Source organism: Acetobacter papayae (assembly GCF_047721125.1).
Classification (GTDB): domain Bacteria; phylum Pseudomonadota; class Alphaproteobacteria; order Acetobacterales; family Acetobacteraceae; genus Acetobacter; species Acetobacter papayae.
In genome coordinates this window covers 1615-20247 of sequence record NZ_JBDNWF010000027.1, presented here as the reverse complement: position 1 = coordinate 20247, position 18633 = coordinate 1615, and the positions used below count along the sequence as shown (strand labels likewise).

The following is an 18633-nucleotide window of genomic DNA, read 5'->3' as shown; positions in this document are numbered from 1 at the left end:
CGGCGCAGTTCAGCCCGCCGCGCGGGCCTCCAGCGCGATGCTGACAGCCTCCATCAGCCCATCGCGCCGGAAGGGTTTGGCCAGCAGGCAGGCGGTTTCAACCCCACCGCGGGGCGGGGGAGAATCCGCCGTGAGTTCACCCGACATATAAACAACCGCCAGCCCCGGATAGCGCTCGACCAGCACGCGCGACAGCGTCACGCCATCCAGCGGGCCGGGAAGCTGGATATCACTCACCAGCAGGTCCAGCCCGCCTTCCACACCGGCGGCTACATCAAACGCCTGCTCGCCGTCCCCGGCTTCAAATACACGATGCCCGGCCATGCCAAGGATTGTCACCACAATGTCACGGATAACGGCATCATCCTCTACCACCAACACCTGAAGGCTGCGGGTCGGCTCAGGGCGAGAGACCGCAGCCTGTCCGGCGGTGCGTGTCTCAGGCGGGGTATGCTCGCCCTGTGCGGAAACGGCCCCTCCGGCCCTCGGGGCATCCGCCTGCCCGGCATTGCTCAGCTCGGCACGGGCCAGCACAGCGCGCGCTTCGCCCACGGGCAGGGCATCCGCCGGTGTGGCCTCCGCTGCCTCGGTGCGCGTGGTTTCCGAGGCCACAATCTGTCCGCGCGGCAGCCAGAGCGAAACCTCTGTACCGATACCACGCCCCGTGGCCACCATAACGCGCCCATGCGCCTGCTGCGAAAACGCCAGAACCATGGCCAGCCCCAGCCCGGTGCCAGCGCCTTCACGCTTGGTAGTGAAAAAGGGTTCGAACAGCCGGTCCATGACATCGCGCGTCATGCCTGAGCCGCTATCAATCACATCGAGCCTGACCCAGTCACCCGCAGGCAGGGGCATCGTTTCCGATACAACCCGCATGGCCCGCCCTTCTTCCACCGGCAGGCTCATCAGATCCGCATTGACCGAAAACGTGACATTACGCGCGATAATCCGCAGGCTGCCGCCCGAAGGCATGGCGTCACGCGCGTTAATAGCCAGATTGAGAATGGCACTTTCAAGCTGTGCAGCATCCACACAGACTGGCCATACATCCATTACATGGTCGCATTCGACCACGATACGCGGCCCGATAACGCGGCCCAGCAGCCCGCCCAGCACCGCAAACAGCTTGCCCAGATACAGGCAGCCGGGCGAGCCCGACTGGCGGCGCATGAAGGACAGGAGTTGGCCGGTCAGCGCTTCCGAGCGGTGCCCGGCATGGGCGGCGGCGGACAGGTATTCCTGCCTCTGCTCTGCCTGATCGGGCTGGTCATATTCAGCCGCCAGCTCCAGATTACCCAGAATGACCGTCAGCAGGTTTTTGAAGTCATGCGCGATACCGGCCGTAAGCTGCCCCAGCGCGCGCAGCTTCTGCGCCTCGCCCAGAGCGCGCTCGCTGCGCAGACGCATGGTGATATCAGCCGCCGTCAGCACAAAGCCGCGCTGCTCCGCTGCTCCATCGGGTGCAAAAAACACCGTGCGGCACAGTTCCAGATCAGCCCCGTTGGTGCCCTGACATTCCACCATTACCGGCGGGTCGGGCTCGCTACGGGCCAGACTGGCCTCAACATGCTCAATGGGTTCCAGCAGGGGCACACCATCCACCACCAGCACGGAGCTAAGGGTATTGTAGGGCAGGCCAGTGCGTAGAAAATCCTTTTCCAGCCCCAGCACCACGGCAAGCTGCTCGTTCCAGTGCCACAGGCGGCCATCTGCCCCGAACACCGCAACGCCAAGGCTCAGGCTGTCCAGCGTGGCGCGCAGGCGCAACGCCAGATCGCGCGAGGAGGCCTCGGCCCGTGCCGCGGCGAGCGATGAGCGGTCCAGCACCCAGCCCGCCGAAATCATGCTGAAAACACCGGTGAGAATACCCAGCAGCGCCAGCCTGCGCTGCCAGCTTGTATTGCGGAGCATATCGGCCACGCGGTCCGCCTGATCGAGCGTGCTCGCGCGGCTCAGCACCGCCAGATTCTGATCCAGCCCGGCCAGCGCCTGCTCACCCCCTATGGGCATGCGCTCAGCCGCAGGGGCCCATGTGCTGATATCCGAAAGCTGGGCCTGCACGGCATCGAGCGGCTCGTTACGCCCGGCCTGCTCGCGCTGCTGCACGGCCCGGAATGCCGCGAATCCACCCAAACTATCCGTCAGTTGCCCAATAGCCTGAGCATAACAGGCCGCATCTTCCTGCTGGTGATGGGCCTCCCACGCGTAATGGCAGATCCGCGCATCGCTCGTGGCGTGGTGCAGGCCGCGCAGATAACTACCCGCCGCCGTGCTTTCACGATCCAGCGCGCCGTGCCGCGCCATTTCATTTCCGAGTTCAATACCCATCGCGCCAAAGGTCACGATCAGCAGCCCCGCACCAATCAGCGCCAGCGCGTGGGCCCGTCTTGCCGGATGCCTTGGCATGTTCAGGCATGCTCCCTGTCTGTCTTAACACCGACTTTGCGCCGGTGTGTCATTCCGTCAAGCCCCGCGAACGCATGGGCGTATTTCCTCCGGCCCGAAAACGCCGGGCAGGCGGGGTTAAACCATGTTCAGGGCGCTGCCACGCGGCTGTTACGCCACAGCCATACCCCCAGCGCCCCGGACAGCACGAACAGTGCTGCCGCAGCAGCATATTGCCACACGGCCCCCACACCGGCCCCAGCCCCCAACAGGGCCGCCATGGCGTTCTGTGGCAGACCACCCAGCACCGTAGCCAACATGAACGGCCCCACGGCCATCCCTGAAAGCCCACAGAGCAGATTAAGCAGCAAGGCAGAGCCGACAGGCAGCAGGCGCAGGGTCAGAACACTCAGGAAAGGCCGCGCCGTCAGCACGCCATCAAGCCGGGCGAGCGACTCTCCCAACCGGCCCGAGCCTGCGCGCAGCACCCGGCCCTGCCCGGCCCAGCGTGCCCAGTAAAAGCCGCACACACTGCCCAGAGCCGAGGCCACGGTTATCAGCGCCAGCCCTTCCAGCGCGCCATAGGCCAGCCCTGCCGCAAAAGCCGCCACCTGCCGGGGCAGGCCAAACGCGCACCACACCCCCGCCCCCACAACAAAAACCAGCCGCCCCCGCACGCCTTCGCGGATCATGCCGGCACCGTGCAGCATCTGGTCAAGCCAAGGGGCGTGGCGCAGCCACACCGCCCCTGCCGCCAGTACAACCAGCATGAGCAAAGGCCGCGCAAACGGCCGAACCAGCGGCCACAGAGCGCTTGCCACGGGGGGGATGGAGCGGGGCGGGATATCTTCCATACCCCCGTGCCGCTACCATCTTCTTGCAGCCCCCCGCAAGCAGGCTGTAAACCCGGCACAGCAAACACGGCAGCCCCTGCACCAGCCACGGAACCAGACACCATGCCCGCACAGCAGACCCCACCGGCGAACACAGCCCCAACCACCCCGCGCGGTGTCATGACCGATGCCAGCCGCCGTCTGGTTTCGGGCTGGCTGTTCGTGCTGTGCTTCATGCTGCTGGGCATGATCGCCATTGGCGGTGTTACCCGGCTGACGGGTTCGGGCCTGTCCATCATGGACTGGCAGCCTGTCAGCGGCATGATCCCCCCGCTGTCCCATGCCGAATGGGAGAGGCTGTTCGCGCTGTACCAAACCATTCCGCAATACCACCTCCAGCATGAAGGGTTCGGGCTGGCCGGGTTCCAGAAAATTTTCTGGGCGGAATGGATTCACCGTTTCTGGGGCCGCCTGATGGGGCTGACCCTGCTGCTGCCGCTGCTATGGTTTACGCTGCGCGGCATGATCACGCGGGCACTGGCGGTACGCCTGTTCGTGTTCTTCATACTCGGCGGGCTTCAGGGAGCTATCGGCTGGTTCATGGTGGCATCGGGTTTTCGCCCCGACAGCACGGCGGTTGAGCCTGTCCGACTGGTGCTGCATCTGAGCGCCGCACTGATCCTGTATGCCGCCATATTGTGGACGGCCTTTTCCATTCGCTGGCCCACGCCCGAAACCACGCGGCACCCCCCCGATACCCGCATTGTGCGCGCGCTGGCTTTCTGCGCGACAGGGCTTTTGTGTGTCACCATACTTGCGGGCGGCTTTACGGCTGGCACGCATGCGGGCTTTCTGTTCAACAGCTTCCCGCTGATGGACGGCCACCTGATCCCGACCGATTACGCCCAGCTTTCGCCCTTCTGGCTCAACTGGTTTGTAAACAAGGCGGCGGTGCAGTTCGACCACCGGCTGCTGGCCACGCTCACCGCCCTGACCATCGGCGCTGTGCTGCTGGTGGGGCTGCGCACACGCGGGCTGGGCCGCCGGGCACAGAACAGCCTGATCCTGCTGGGCTGGGCGGTGCTGATCCAGTATGCGCTGGGCGTTACCACCCTGCTGCTGGTGGTGCCTGTCTGGGCGGGTGCGGTGCACCAGACCTTTGCCGCCGTGCTGCTGGGTGTGATGCTGTTCGTACTGCACAGCCTGCGCAGGGCCTGAGGCTGCACAGGCACGGGGTGGCATGAAGCCCTGCCAGCAATGCGAAAGTATCAATACAGGGCCGGGACAGAGCCGGGCGTTTTATGGTTGCGTTTGCAGGGCGGCCCTGTATTGTGACCACATGATTCGCCACCGCTCCTTCTCCGAAGTCTGGAATGACCGCGCCTGCGCGGGCCGGAGCCGTGTGCCCTTCCGTCTGGATCTGCTCCTTCGACTTACCAGCCCCTGAGCGATCCGGGTGGCTGCGCGCCGCCGCGCCCAGGGGTAAAACCGCAAGAGTGCCCGCACGCGGGCTAAGCAGCGCAGGATCATACAAACCTGCACGCCAGACCAGATACGATAAATCAGGAACACATCATGTCTGCTGATCAGACCAGCTTCACGCATCCTTCCTTTGGTCGCATGACCGCCGATCGCGTCATTATTTTCGACACCACCCTGCGCGATGGTGAGCAGTCTCCCGGCTTTTCCATGAATCTGGCGGAAAAGCTCCGCATGGCCGAAGCCCTGGCCACTCTGGGCGTGGATGTGATCGAGGCCGGTTTTCCCGTGGCGTCGAAAGGGGATTTTGAATCCGTCAACGAAATCGCGCGCAACACCAAGGGCGCGGTTATCTGCGCACTGGCGCGCAGTGGCGGTGCGCGTGACATTGCCGCCGCGGGCGAGGCACTGGCCCCGGCCGAGCGCAAGCGTATTCACAACTTCATCTCCACTTCGCCGCTGCACATGAAATACAAGCTGCGCATGGAGCCCGAAACGGTTCTGGACCTGATTACCTCGGGCAACCGCGCGGCCCGTAACCTGACGGATGACGTGGAATGGTCCGCCGAAGACGGCTCGCGCACCGAGCCGGACTTCCTGTGCCGCTGTGTGGAAGCCGCCATCAAGGCCGGTGCCACCACCATCAACATTCCCGATACCGTGGGCTACGCTACCCCAGAAGACATGGAAAAAATCTTTTCCATGCTGCGTGAACGCGTGCCCGGCGCGCATGAGGTCATTTTCTCGGCGCATAACCATAACGATCTGGGTCTGGCCGTGGCCAACACGCTGGCCTCGATCCGGGGTGGTGCGCGGCAGGTGGAATGCACCATCAACGGTATTGGCGAACGCGCGGGCAATGCGGCGCTGGAAGAAATCGTGATGGCGCTGCGCACCCGCAACGACCAGTACCCCTTCACCACCGGCATCAACACGACCGGGCTGCTGAAGGTGTCGCGCATGCTGGCCACCATCACCAGCTTTGACGTGCAGCCCAACAAGGCCATTGTCGGGCGCAACGCCTTTGCCCATGAAAGCGGTATCCATCAGGATGGCGTGCTGAAAAACGCTGCCACCTACGAAATCATGACCCCCGAAAGCGTGGGCTGGACCCGTTCTGCACTGGTCATGGGCAAGCATTCCGGCCGGGCCGCCTTCCGCGACAAGCTGCGGGCGCTGGGCTATGACAACATGGATGACGAGCGCCTGAACGACGCCTTTGCGCGCTTCAAGGATCTGGCCGACCGCAAGAAGGTTGTTTACGACGACGACATCGTAGCCCTGGTGGATGACGAAGCGCGCGACCATGATCACATCCGCTTTGTCAGCCTGAGCCTGCGCTCCATTTCCGGCCAGCCTTCCGAAGTGGAACTGGACCTGACGGTGGACGGCAAGCCCGCCCATGCCAGCGCCACGGGTAACGGCCCGGTGGATGCTGCCTTCAACGCCCTGCGCGCGGCTTTTGCCCATGATGCGCGTCTGGCGCTGTTCTCGGTTGCCGCCGTAACCGAAGGCACGGATGCACAGGCCCGCACCACCGTAAGGCTGGAAGAAGCCGGCAAGCTGGTGGACGGTCAGGGTGCGGATGCCGATACGGTTGTTTCTGCCGTGCGGGCCTATGTGCATGCGCTCAACAAGCTGCTGGTCAAGCGCGCACGCACGGCCCCTGAAGCCCTGAGCGTCTGACCTTTACACATATCTGTCCCGACCGGGTGCCTGAGCCTTCAGGCCCCTGACTCGCACGGCCCAAAAAGCCTGCCCGGATGGAGTAAGAAGGCGTTTATGTCAAAAAACCGGTACAGGCTGCACGCCGTGCCGGTTTTTTCGCATGCGCCCTGCCCTGCGCCCTTGTCTGCGCCGCCTCGCACCGGTAATCGGAACAGAACTATTCCCGCGCAACCGTAAACGGCCTGATACGCTCGTGGTTGCGCCCCACACCCTGCGCCCGAACCTGGAGTCCTGGATGTTTTCTCGTCTGCTCGGTCTTATGTCCGCCGACATGGCTATTGATCTGGGTACCGCCAACACCCTTGTTTACGTCAAGGGGCGCGGCATTGTCCTGAACGAACCGTCCGTCGTGGCCATTGCCGAGTCCCGTGGCAAGAAACAGCTTCTGGCCGTGGGTGAGGAAGCCAAGCTGATGGTGGGGCGTACGCCGGGCAACATTTCGGCTATCCGCCCCATGCGCGATGGCGTGATCGCGGATTTTGATGTCGCGGGCGAGATGATCAAGCACTTCATCCGCAAGGTGCATAACCGCCGGGCTTTCGCCAGCCCGCAGATCATTGTCTGCGTGCCCTCCGGCTCCACCGCCGTCGAGCGCCGCGCCATTCAGGAAAGTGCGGAAAGTGCGGGCGCACGCCGCGTGTTTCTGATCGAGGAACCCATGGCCGCCGCCATTGGCGCGGGCCTGCCCGTTACCGAACCTTCAGGCAGCATGATTGTCGATATCGGCGGCGGCACCACGGAAGTGGCCGTCATCTCGCTGGGCGGGATCGTGTATGCGCGCTCGGTGCGTGTGGGTGGCGACAAGATGGATGAAGCCATCATCTCCTACATCCGCCGGGCCCATAACCTGCTGATTGGCGAAAGCTCGGCTGAGCGGATCAAGATCAGCATCGGTTCGGCCATGATCCCTGAGGAAAACGAAGGTCAGGGCCCGTGGCAGGATGTCAAAGGCCGCGACCTCATCAACGGTGTCCCGCGTGAAGTGCCGGTTTCGCAGGCGCAGATCGCGGAAAGCCTGATGGAGCCCATCAGCCAGATTATTGATGCGGTTACCGTCACGCTTGAAAACACCCCGCCCGAACTCGCGGCTGATATTGTGGACAAGGGCATTGTTCTGACCGGCGGCGGCGCGCTACTGTACCGCTTGGCCGATGTGCTGCGCCTGACTACGGGCCTGCCCGTAACCGTGGCGGAAGATGCGCTGTCCTGCGTAGCCATGGGCACCGGCCGCGCGCTGGAAGAAATGAAGCGCCTGCGCGACGTGCTGACCACCATGTACTGACCTCACCCCGTAACGGCGCGGCAGCGTTATGCAGCGTCAGGGTGAAAGGCCACAGCCACAAGACAGGGATCCCCGTTTTCCATGCTCCCGGTTTCCATTCAGGTCAGGCAGGCTCTGGGCAAGCTGGTATTACCGGCGTTGCTGCTTCTGTCCGTGGGGGTCATGATTGCGGGGCAGGTTGAAAAACGCACGACCGAAAAAGTCCGCATGGCCGTTGCGGGCACGCTGGCCCCGTTGTGGAACATGGTCTCTCACGCACGGGCGGGTGTGGCCGATATTAGCAACGGTATTCGTCAGGCCCGCCATCTGAGCGAAGAAAACAGCCGGCTTGAGGCGGAAAACGCCACCTTGCGCCGTTGGTACGACGTCGCGGTTTCCCTCGCACGCGAAAACGATTCCCTTAAAACCGAACTCCACTGGGTGCCCGAACCCTCGCCATCTTTTGTCACGGGCCGTGTGGTGGCCGATAGCGGGGGCATTTACGCCCGTGCCGTGCTGCTGGTGGCCGGGCTGCAAAGCGGTATCCAGACCGGCAACGTGGCGCTGGCCGCCAACGGCCTTGCCGGGCGTGTAACGGAAGTCGGCCCCCATGCGGCCCGCGTGCTGCTGATTACCGATATTTCCAGCAGGCTGCCTGTCATGCTCGAATCCAGCCATGCCCCGGCCATTATGATGGGCGACAACAGCGACACGCCACGCCTGCTCTACTACCCGCAGGATACCCGCCCGCTTGAGGGAGAGCGTGTGGTTACGGGCGATCAGGCCGGGGCTTTCCCCGCAGGTATTCCGGTTGGCACCGTGCATTACACCCACCCCGGCACGCCAGTGGTGCAGCCTTTCGCCCGACTGAATCAGCTCACCATGCTACGCGTGTTCGACTTCCGTCAGGCTGAAATCGAACCGCCGGGCGCGCCGGGCCATGTACCGCTCTCGCACCCCTCGCACCGGCCGCTGGCCCTGCCATTCAAAACCCTCCTGTCGCCCGGTCAGGAAGGATAAGCGCCATGCCCCCCATGCAGTGGGACCCTTCACCCGAACCACAGGACACACTCGGGCAGCGACTCGACAGTGCGGCCCGGCACCTTCTGCCCAGCTTTATTGCCGTGCTGGCCATTATCGTGCTTTCGGCCCCGCTGGGGCTGCCGGGAGCGGCGGAACTACTGCCGCCCATCATGATCGGGTCGGTTTTTTTCTGGTCGCTGTGGCGGCCATCGGGCATGCCCGCGCTCAATGTCTTTATTCTGGGCATTTTCATGGACCTGATCGGCTTTACGCCGCTGGGTGTGAGCGCCTTTATTCTGCTTCTGGTGCATGGCTTGGCCAGCTACACCCGCTTTGGTCTCATGCGTCTTAATTTTTTATTGGTCTGGGGCGTATTCGGGCTGATAGGAGCAGCAGCATCTGTATTACAATGGGCGCTGGCCTGTGTGTTCAGACTGCATGCCCTCGATCCCGCACCCGCCTTTTTTGAAGCTTTGCTGTGCATAGGAATCTACCCGTTGCTGTCCGCCGTGAGTTCATGGTTCCTCCATATTCTGGACGGAAAGCCCACATCCTGATGGCTGGGGGGGCAGGGCTATGCGTCTGACGCGGCGCAAGCGCGAAAGCCGCAGGCTCATGCCCATGCGTGAGCAGAAGGACCCCGCGCGCGGTGTGTTCACCCGCCGTGCGCTTCTGTTCATGGCCGTGCAGGTTGGGGCCATGGGAGAACTGGCGCACCGGCTCTATAATCTACAGATCAACGATGGTGACCATTACGCCCGCATGGCCGCCAGCAACCGGGTAAGCAAGCGCCTGCTTGCCCCGCCACGCGGGCGCATTGTCGATCGTTTTGGCCTGCCTCTGGCCAGCAACAAGGAAAACTGGCGCGCGCTACTCATGCCCGAGGAAACGACGGATGTTGCAGGCACCATAGAGCGTTTTTCCGCTATTATCCCGCTTGATGAGCGCGACCGCAGCCGCATTGCACGCGAAATGCGCCACCAGCGGCGCTTCGTGCCTGTCATGCTACGCGACTTCCTCTCATGGGATGAAATGGCGCGGATCGAACTCAACGCCCCTTCCCTACCCGGCGTGCTGATTGATGTCGGCACACGGCGCGTCTACCCCGATGGGGAACTGATGGCCCATATCGTGGGCTATGTCGCCCCGCCGAACGAGCAGGACGTGGCGCATTCTACCCTGCTGGCCCTGCCGGGCATGCGGGTGGGCCGCGCGGGTATCGAGCAGAATCAGGACGAGCAGCTACGCGGCACCGCCGGTTCGGTGGAGATGGAAGTCAACGCCGTCGGCCGCGTGATGTCCGAACTCAACCGCGTGGAAGGCATGCCGGGCGATGAAGTCTGCCTGACGCTGGACCGCGGCCTGCAACAGAAAGTGCTCAACCATATCGGCGACCAGACGGCCTCCGCCGTGGTGCTGGACTGCCATAATGGCGAGGTGCTGGCCATGGTCAGCACACCCTCCTTCGACCCGTCGCTGTTCGATAGCGGGGTCAGCCACGCGCAGTGGATCGAGTGGACCAACAACCAGCACACCCCCCTGATCAACAAGGCGGTGGCCGGGGTTTACCCGCCCGGCTCCACCTTCAAGCCCGCCGTGGCCATGGCGGCCTTGCAGGCACGCTCGGTCTCGCCCACTGACCGGGTATTCTGCCCCGGCTATCTGGACGTAGGCGGCACGCGCTTTCACTGCTGGTCACGCTGGGGGCATGGCTCGGTGGACATGCACGATGCGCTTAAATATTCGTGCGATGTCTATTTCTATGAAATCGCCCGCCGCGTGGGCATGGACCATATTGCCCAGACCGCCAACCAGCTCGGCCTGGGTGTGCCGCTGGACATCGAACTGCCCCACACCCGTGACGGGCTTATTCCCACCCCTGCATGGCGCAAGGCCCACCACCACCACTGGAACGGGGGCGATACCATCGTCAGCGGGATCGGTCAGGGTTTTGTGCAGGTAACGCCGCTCCAGCTTGCCACCTACACGGCGCGTATTGCCACGGGCCGGGCCGTATCCCCGCATCTGATCCGCGCCGTCAACGGCACTCTTGGCGAGCAGGCCAACCCCGAACACTGGCCCGCTCTGGACATGCCCGATTCCTACTTCAAGGCGGTTCGAGAAGGCATGTTCGCCGTTGTAAACGAACCGCACGGCACGGCCCCCAAGGCCCAGCTTGACCTTCCGGGCATGTTGATGGCGGGCAAGACGGGTTCGGCACAGGTGCGCCATGTCTCGCGCGCGCTGCGCGAGAGCGGGCATTTCAATTCTGCCGACCTGCCGTGGGAATACCGGCCGCACGCGCTGTTTATCTGCTTTGCGCCATACGATGCACCACGCTACGCCACAGCCGTTGTGATCGAACACGGCAATACCGGGGCCGATGCCGCCGCCCCGCTGGCGCGCGACATCATGCGTGACACCCTGCTGCGCGACCCTGCCAACCGCACCACGCCACCCCCCGAAAACGTGGCCGACGCGGGATCGACCATTGAATAAGCACGCGCGCTTTCACAAACGCCTACTCCGGGCAGAGCCCAGCTTCCGGATTCTTGCCAAGCTGTGGCGCATAAGCTGGCTTTATGTGCTGCTGATCGGCACGTTGGCGGGTGTAGGCTATATCACGCTGTATTCCGCAGGGGGGGGCATGCCCTACCCCTTTGCCATGCCGCAGGCCATCCGCTTTGCCCTTGGTCTGGCACTCATGATCTGCGTGGCTTTGCTGCCGCCGCGTATTCTTGTCATGGCGGCGGCCCCTGTTTACGCGCTGTCGCTGGTGCTTCTGGCGGCGGTGCTGCACATGGGGCATGTGGGCAAGGGAGCGGAACGCTGGCTGATGATTGGCGGCATGCAGGTGCAGCCCTCCGAATTCGCCAAGATCGCGCTCGTGCTGGCACTGGCTGCTTGGTTTTCGCGCATCAGTTACGCACGCATGGCCAATCCGCTCTGGCTGGTGCCGCCTGCGCTGATGGTGCTGGTGCCTGTCGCTCTGGTGCTCAAGGAGCCCAATCTGGGCACTGCCGTCATTATCGGCGGGGTGGGGGCAAGCCTGTTTTTTGCTGCGGGCATGCGGCTATGGCTGATAGGGCTGCTGGCACTGCCCGTGCCCTACGCCCTCAAACTGGCCTACAGCCACCTGCACGACTACCAGCGCGCGCGCATTACCACCTTTATGAACCCCGAAAGCGATCCGCTAGGGGCGGGGTACAACATCATCCAGTCCAAAATCGCGCTGGGTTCGGGTGGCATGTGGGGGCAGGGCTACCTGCACGGCTCGCAGGGGCAGCTCAACTTCCTGCCTGAAAAACAAACCGATTTCATCTTTACCATGATCGCGGAAGAATGGGGTTTTGCGGGGGCGGCGGTTGTTCTGGGCCTGCTGCTGCTGCTGATCCTTGGCGGCATGACCATGGCCATATGCAGCCGCAACCGCTTTGGGCGGCTGGTGGGGCTTGGCATCAGCATGAATTTTTTCTTCTACTGTCTGGTTAACCTGTCCATGGTCATGGGGGCCATTCCGGTGGGCGGGGTGCCGCTGCCGCTGGTCTCTTATGGCGGGTCGGCCATGCTCAATGTCATGCTGGGTTTTGGCTTACTGCTTTCAACATGGGTACACCGCAATAGCCATTTTGGCGAAAACCTGACCCGCCCCGAAGCGTAATGGTAGGGCCCTCCGGCACCAGACTGCACGGCCGGGGCCTCATGAGCTTTCACTTGACAGGGATAAGGGTGACTTTTACGTTGCTCTCTAAAGGTAATATTTAGTACCATTTCCCTTATGCGGTCCTTTCCGCCTCCCATCTGCCTGTTCCCCGGCGCCAGCCGGTTGTTTCCCCTGCGCGGGATCAGGCCATGCGAGCGCGCAAAAGACTACTCTGACAAAACTAAAGCCCAGCCCGGTCAGGCCTCCCTGAGCGGGCCGGGCCTGTATCGCATGAACAATAACCCGGTACAGAACGCGACAGGGCCACGCCCTCCGCCGACCGCCGGAAACACAGGGCCATAACCACGGTGATTACCCGCACTCTTCCCACCCGCACGACCCTGCTTGCGGCCACCGCCCTACTGGCGTTGAGCGCCTGCAAACGCGAAAACTCAAACGCGGGCCAGATGCCGCCTCAGGCTGTGGATGTCATAACAGTCCACCCCAGTGCCGTTGATATCCACACCAGCCTGCCCGGCCGTACCAATGCCTTTGAAATTGCAGAGGTGCGCCCGCAGGTAACCGGCGTAATCGAAAAACGCATGTTTGTGGAAGGTGCGGACATCCCCTTGGGCCAGCAGCTCTATCAGGTCGATGCCTCACGCTACAAAGCCACGTATGTCAGCGCGCAGGGCCAGCTTGAACAGGCACAGGCCCGCGCCGTCACGGCCTCGGCCAAGGCCCGCCGCTACCGTGATCTGGTGCGCGCCCACGCCGTGAGTAGTCAGGATTATGACGACGCCGTTGCCGCTGAAAAAGAAGCACTGGGTCAGGTCATGACCGCACGCGGGCAGGTGGACAGTGCTCAGGTCGATCTGGGCTATACCAAGATGTATGCGCCAATTGCCGGGCGGATCGGCCGTACGCTCACCACCGTGGGTGCGCTGGTTACGGCCAACCAGACCCAGAATCTGGCGGTGATCACCCGCCTTGACCCGATTTATGTTGACGTGAACCTGCCCGCCATCACCCTGCTGCGCCTGCGCCGCGAGCTGGCCGATGGCCGCATCAAGCCGCAGGCCGATGGCAAGGTGCCGGTTACCGTTACCATGGAAGATGGCTCGACTTTCAATCAAACCGGCCGCATGGCGCTGGCGGAAGTCAACGTCAACACCTCGACCTCCACCGTGATCGTGCGTGCCATCATGCCCAACCCCGACAAGATGTTGCTGCCGGGCATGTATGTGCACGCCCAGCTTGACGAAGGCACAGACCCCAACGCCCTGCTGGTGCCGCAGGCAGCCGTCAGCCGCAACACCCATGGTGATCCGCAGGTGTGGATTGTAGCGGCGGATAACACCGTCTCGCTGCGCCAGATTTCTCTGGGGCAGGCCATGGGCGGCTCATGGGTCGTTCTGTCCGGCCTTGCCAGCGGGGACCGGGTAGTAACCAGCGGCCTGCAGAAAATCCGCCCCGGCATGAAAGTGGCTCCCCACGACACGCCCACCGAACAGACCGGCGCCGGCACAACGCCCGCCTCCCCCGCCGCGGATAAGAACGGGCAATAAAACCCATGTCTCTTTCAAGATTTTTCATCGACAGGCCCATTTTCGCATGGGTTATCAGCCTTATCATCATGCTGGTGGGCGGGCTGTCCATTTTCAAGCTGCCGATCGCGCAATACCCCTCCATTGCGCCGCCGCAGATTGCCATTACCGTCACCTATCCCGGCGCTTCAGCCGATACGGTGAACGATACCGTCGTGCGCCCGATCCTTCAGCAGATGTTCGGGCTTGACCATCTGGAATATATTTCTTCGCAGTCCTACGCATCGGGGCAGATGGAAATCGACCTGACCTTCGCGCAGGGGACAGACCCCGACATCGCGCAGGTGCAGGTGCAGAACAAGCTGCAGCTCGCCCAGCCTAAGCTCCCGCAGGAAGTGACGGCGCAGGGTCTGAGCATTACCAAGGCGGTGAAGAACTTCATGCTGGTGGTGGGCTTTATTTCCACCGATGGCAGCATGACGGGCGATGATATTGCCGATTACGTAGCCTCGAACATTTCCGATCCACTCAGCCGCGTCACCGGCGTGGGCGACCATACGCTGTTCGGTTCCGAATACGCGATGCGTATCTGGCTCAACCCGGACAAGATGTTCAATTACGGCCTGACCATGTCCGATGTTGTCTCGGCCATTCAGACACAGAACATCCAGGTTTCCTCGGGTGAACTGGGCGGCCTGCCCGCCAAAAAGAATGTCCACCTCGATGCCACCATCATCGGCCCGACCCGTCTGACCAAGGCCGAGGAATTCGCGAAAATCCTGCTCAAGGTGCAGCCGGATGGCTCACAGGTGGTGATCAGCGATATCGGTAGCGTGGAACTGGGTCCGCAGACCTACAACATCGCCTCGTACTATAATAACAAACCTGCCACCGCCATGGCGCTCAAGCTCGCGCCGGGGGCCAACCAGCTCTCGACCGAAGCCGCCGTGCGTGCGCAGATTCATGAACTGGAAAAATTCTATCCGCCGGGCCTGAAAACCGTTTACCCGCTGGATACGGAACCCTTCATCACCCTGTCCATCGAAGACGTGGTCGTGACCCTGCTTGAGGCTATCGCCCTCGTGTTTCTGGTCATGCTGGTGTTCCTGCAGAACTTCCGGGCAACCCTTATCCCCACCATTGCGGTGCCGGTGGTGCTGCTGGGCACCTTCGGTCTGCTGAACATCATGGGCTACTCCATCAACACCCTGACCATGCTGGCCATGGTGCTGGCGGTGGGCCTGCTGGTGGATGACGCCATCGTGGTGGTGGAAAACGTCGAACGCATCATGACCACACAGAAACTCTCGCCCGCGGAGGCCGCGCGTGTCTCCATGGACGAGATTTCGGGCGCGCTGGTTGGCATTGTGTTGGTGCTGACCGCCGTGTTCCTGCCCATGGCCGCTTTTGCCGGGTCTGTCGGGGTTATCTACCGCCAGTTCTCCATCACGATCGTTGCAGCCATGTGGCTGTCGGTTCTGGTGGCCATGGTGCTGACCCCGGCCCTGTGCGCAACCATGCTCAAACCCGGCAGCCATGAAAAAACCACCGGCCTGCCCGGCTGGTTCAACCGTAACTTCGAACGCATGACGCAGAGCTACCTGCGGGGTGTGCGTTTCATGATCCGGCGCGAACTGCTCTCGCTTCTGGCGTTTGCCCTGATTTCGGCCGGTGCTGTCTATCTGTTCTCACGCCTGCCCAGCGGGTTCCTACCTGATGAAGATCAGGGCCTGATCTTCGGTCAGGTCACAATGCCGCCCAACACCCCGCGCGGCGAAACAGAAAAGCTGAACCGCGAAATCACGGACTATATTCTCAAAACCGAAGGGAATCTGGTTGAGTCCGTGCTGGCCGTGAACGGCTTCAACTTTGCCGGACAGGGCCAGAGTGCCGGTGCATTCTTTATCCGCCTCAAGGACTGGAAGGATCGCCCCAAGGCATCGCAGACCTCCTCTGCTATCGCCATGCGGATCATGATGCATTTCTGGTTCGACCCGCGTGCGCAGATTTTCGCCATCAACCCCCCGGCCGTGCTGGAACTGGGCAATGCCACCGGCTTTGACCTTGAACTGGAAGACCGTGGTCACCTTGGTCATGCCAAGCTGCTTGAAGCCCGTAACATGGTGCTGGGCCTTGCCAGTCAGGACCCGCGCCTGATGGCAGTACGCCCCAACGGCATGGAAGATGCTGGCCAGTACATGCTGGATATCGACCGTGAAAAGGCTAATGCGCTGGGTATTACCATCAGCGATATCAACACCACCATCGAAGGGGCTCTGGGCTCGATCTACATCAACCAGTTCACCCGTAATGACCGCGTTAAACAGGTCTATATTCAGGGCACCGCAGACGCCCGCATGCTGCCGCAGGACCTGAACAAATGGTACATCCGTACCAACACCAACACCATGGCGCCGCTTAATGCCTTTATCAGCGGTCACTGGATCAGCGGCCCGCAGAAGGTGGAAAACTATGACGGCTACAACGCCTATGAAATTCTGGGGCAGCCTTCGGCGGGCCACAGTTCGGGCGACGCCATGGACGCCATCAAGGGCATTCTGGCCAAGCTGCCTACGGGCATAAGCTATGAATGGACCGGCCTCTCGTTTGAAGAAGCCGCATCTGGCTCCTCCACCGGTCCGCTTTATGCTCTGGCAGGTATCGTCATCCTGCTGTGCCTTGCGGCACTGTATGAAAGCTGGGCCATTCCGCTTTCGGTCATGATGGTGATCCCGCTCGGGGTTCTGGGGGCCATTGCCGCCACCCTCGGGCGTTCCATGAACAACGATGTGTATTTTCAGGTCGGGCTGCTCACAACCGTGGGTCTGGCCGTCAAGAACGCCATTCTGATCGTGGAATTCGCCAAGGCTGGCTTTGAAAAAGGCAACTCGTTGGAAGAGAGCGTGCTGATAGCGGCACAGGAGCGCCTGCGCCCGATCCTTATGACCTCCATCGCGTTTGTGGTGGGCGTGTTCCCGCTGGCCATCGCCAGCGGGGCCGGATCGTCCTCGCGGCAGGCCATCGGCACGGCGGTCGTGGGGGGTATGGCCACGGCAACACTTCTGGCCGTTTACTTCGTGCCCGTGTTCTTCGTGACCATCCTGCGTCTGTTCAAGGTCAAGCGCATGAACGAACACACCGAACCCACACCGCCCGCAACCGGACATGACTAAAACCATGGCATTTTTTGCATCTTTCCGTCGCTCTGCCCGGCTGCGTTCCGTATTGCTGGGTATGGCTGCAACGCAGGCCCTGACAGCCTGCACCATGATCCCGAACTACAAGCGGCCCCAGCCGCCGCTTGCCAAGACATGGCCTGCCTACCAGACCACCGGAGACAGGCAGCTTGAACAGACTGCCACCGATATCGGCTGGCGGGACTTCTTTACCGATCCGCGCCTTCAGGGGCTTATCGCCATTGCCCTGCGCGAAAACCGTGACCTGCGCTCGGCGGCGGCAAGCATTACCGAGGCTCAGGGACAGTACGACGTGCAGCACGCCGGGCTGTTCCCTGCCATTTCCGCATCGGGCGGGCCTATCTATCAGGCTCCGTCCAGCGCGGCAGGTCTGAGCTTCGCACCGGGCCTTGATCAGGGAAAAGGTGGTGAAAGCTATGGCGGCGGCCATGTTTTCAAATACTATCAGGGCGGTATCGGTTTCTCGTCTTACGAAATCGATCTGTTCGGGCGTATCCGCTCCCTCTCGCGGGAAGCGGCGGAACACGCGCTCTATGAACAGGAAAACCTGCGCGGCATGCTGATCAGCATCGTTGCTCAGGTGGCTATGGCCTATATCACCTGGCTGGGCGACCACGACACGCTGGCTGTATCTGAACAGACACTGGCTACCCAGCAGCAGACACTGACGCTGATCCGGGCCGAATACCAGCATGGCGAAGCCGACCTGCTGACAGTCCGGCAAGCTGAAACGCAGGTGCAGGAAAGTGCGGCCCTGCGGGCTGATTCCCAGCGCCGGGTCGAGCAGGACGAAAACCTGATCACCCTGCTCATTGGCGCGCCCATTCCAGCCGACCTGCCGCCGCCCCGGCCTCTGGGGCAGCAGACACTGGTGGCGGATATTCCCGCAGGCCTGCCATCCGACCTTCTGGCCCGCAGGCCCGATGTTGTCGGGGCCGAGCATGATCTGCTCTCCGCACAGGCTGATATCGGGGCGGCACGCGCTGCCTTTTTCCCGCGTATCACCCTGACCGCTACCGATGGCGTGTCCAGCCTTCAGTTCCACCGTCTGTTTACCGGGGCTGCCACGACATGGGGGCTAAACCCTTCGTTGCAGATCCCTCTGTGGACCTGGGGGCAGAACAGCGGCAACCTGAAACAGGCCAAGTCGCGGCGTGATCAGAAGATTGCCTCCTACGAGAAAACCGTGCAGAGCGCTTTCCGCGAAGTGGCGGATGCTCTGGCGGCCCGCAAGGCCTATCTGGATGAAGCCGAACAGGCCGATGCGCTGGTGGTCTCATCAGGCGATGCCTACCGTCTGGCAAAAATGCGCTTTGATGCGGGCTCGGATTCCTATCTGACCACGCTGGACTCGCAGCGCTCTTACCTGCAGGCGCAGAGCATGCAGATCATGGTCGCGGTTTCCAAATACCAGAACCTTGTAACCATCTATCGCTCACTGGGTGGTGGCTGGCGCGAACATTCTGCCCCCCAGCCCGGCCAGCAGGCAACGCAGGCAACGCAGGCAACGCAGGCAACGCAGGCAACGCAGGCAACG

At 62.3% G+C, this 18633-nt stretch carries 12 protein-coding genes; 10 read left to right on the top strand and 2 right to left on the bottom strand.

All coding sequences use genetic code 11. The annotated features are described in order from the left end of the window. Positions 1-9 precede the first annotated feature (9 nt). Together ABF757_RS08920 and ABF757_RS08915 are read right to left on the bottom strand one after the other, a co-directional pair. Entirely contained in the window at positions 10-2406 is a 2397-nt protein-coding gene (locus tag ABF757_RS08920; protein WP_415481861.1) for an ATP-binding protein, read from the bottom strand. A gap of 128 nt (positions 2407-2534) precedes the next feature. Continuing rightward, positions 2535-3239, bottom strand: a complete 705-nt coding sequence (locus ABF757_RS08915; protein ID WP_415481860.1) for a TVP38/TMEM64 family protein — start codon at positions 3237-3239, stop codon at positions 2535-2537. A 159-nt stretch (positions 3240-3398) separates the two neighbouring features. Between ABF757_RS08915 and ABF757_RS08910 the strand changes: the two genes are divergently transcribed. From ABF757_RS08910 to ABF757_RS08865, 10 genes are all read left to right on the top strand, one after another. Continuing rightward, on the top strand, positions 3399-4436 hold the full coding sequence (locus tag ABF757_RS08910) for a COX15/CtaA family protein (RefSeq protein ID WP_415481871.1): 1038 nt from the start codon (positions 3399-3401) through the stop codon (positions 4434-4436). 357 nt (positions 4437-4793) lie between these two features. Then, positions 4794-6383 (top strand): 2-isopropylmalate synthase, encoded by a 1590-nt coding sequence (locus ABF757_RS08905; RefSeq protein WP_025860347.1) that lies wholly within the window; start codon positions 4794-4796, stop codon positions 6381-6383. A gap of 277 nt (positions 6384-6660) precedes the next feature. Next, positions 6661-7707 carry a rod shape-determining protein gene (locus tag ABF757_RS08900; RefSeq protein WP_025860346.1) on the top strand — a complete coding sequence of 349 codons (1047 nt, stop codon included), beginning with the start codon at positions 6661-6663 and terminating at the stop codon, positions 7705-7707. Between the two features lie 81 nt (positions 7708-7788). Beyond that, entirely contained in the window at positions 7789-8706 is a 918-nt protein-coding gene (gene mreC / locus ABF757_RS08895; protein WP_025860345.1) for a rod shape-determining protein MreC, read from the top strand. A 5-nt stretch (positions 8707-8711) separates the two neighbouring features. After that, complete coding sequence (locus tag ABF757_RS08890; RefSeq protein ID WP_415481859.1) at positions 8712-9266, top strand: rod shape-determining protein MreD; 555 nt, start codon at positions 8712-8714, stop codon at positions 9264-9266. A 19-nt stretch (positions 9267-9285) separates the two neighbouring features. Then, a complete protein-coding gene (gene mrdA, locus ABF757_RS08885; protein WP_415481858.1) occupies positions 9286-11208 on the top strand; it encodes a penicillin-binding protein 2 in 1923 nt (640 codons plus the stop codon). After that, positions 11201-12370 carry a rod shape-determining protein RodA gene (rodA, locus tag ABF757_RS08880; RefSeq protein ID WP_415481857.1) on the top strand — a complete coding sequence of 390 codons (1170 nt, stop codon included), beginning with the start codon at positions 11201-11203 and terminating at the stop codon, positions 12368-12370. Before mrdA ends, rodA begins: the two co-directional genes overlap by 8 nt. A 353-nt stretch (positions 12371-12723) precedes the next feature. Further along, entirely contained in the window at positions 12724-13920 is a 1197-nt protein-coding gene (locus tag ABF757_RS08875; RefSeq protein ID WP_415481870.1) for an efflux RND transporter periplasmic adaptor subunit, read from the top strand. A gap of 5 nt (positions 13921-13925) precedes the next feature. Then, positions 13926-17072 carry an efflux RND transporter permease subunit gene (locus tag ABF757_RS08870; protein ID WP_415481856.1) on the top strand — a complete coding sequence of 1049 codons (3147 nt, stop codon included), beginning with the start codon at positions 13926-13928 and terminating at the stop codon, positions 17070-17072. A 61-nt stretch (positions 17073-17133) separates the two neighbouring features. Next, a partial coding sequence (locus ABF757_RS08865) for an efflux transporter outer membrane subunit (protein WP_415481869.1) occupies positions 17134-18633 on the top strand: 1500 nt, incomplete at its 3' end.

Bases quoted from the DNA above. Each gene is read 5' to 3' on its own strand.
- mrdA (WP_415481858.1), top strand. From the start codon at position 9,286: ATGCGTCTGACGCGGCGCAAGCGCGAAAGCCGCAGGCTCATGCCCATG.
- mreC (WP_025860345.1), top strand. From the start codon at position 7,789: ATGCTCCCGGTTTCCATTCAGGTCAGGCAGGCTCTGGGCAAGCTGGTA.
- ABF757_RS08905 (WP_025860347.1), top strand. From the start codon at position 4,794: ATGTCTGCTGATCAGACCAGCTTCACGCATCCTTCCTTTGGTCGCATG.
- ABF757_RS08915 (WP_415481860.1), bottom strand. From the start codon at position 3,239: ATGGAAGATATCCCGCCCCGCTCCATCCCCCCCGTGGCAAGCGCTCTG.
- ABF757_RS08900 (WP_025860346.1), top strand. From the start codon at position 6,661: ATGTTTTCTCGTCTGCTCGGTCTTATGTCCGCCGACATGGCTATTGAT.
- ABF757_RS08920 (WP_415481861.1), bottom strand. From the start codon at position 2,406: ATGCCAAGGCATCCGGCAAGACGGGCCCACGCGCTGGCGCTGATTGGT.
- ABF757_RS08890 (WP_415481859.1), top strand. From the start codon at position 8,712: ATGCCCCCCATGCAGTGGGACCCTTCACCCGAACCACAGGACACACTC.
- ABF757_RS08910 (WP_415481871.1), top strand. From the start codon at position 3,399: ATGACCGATGCCAGCCGCCGTCTGGTTTCGGGCTGGCTGTTCGTGCTG.
- ABF757_RS08870 (WP_415481856.1), top strand. From the start codon at position 13,926: ATGTCTCTTTCAAGATTTTTCATCGACAGGCCCATTTTCGCATGGGTT.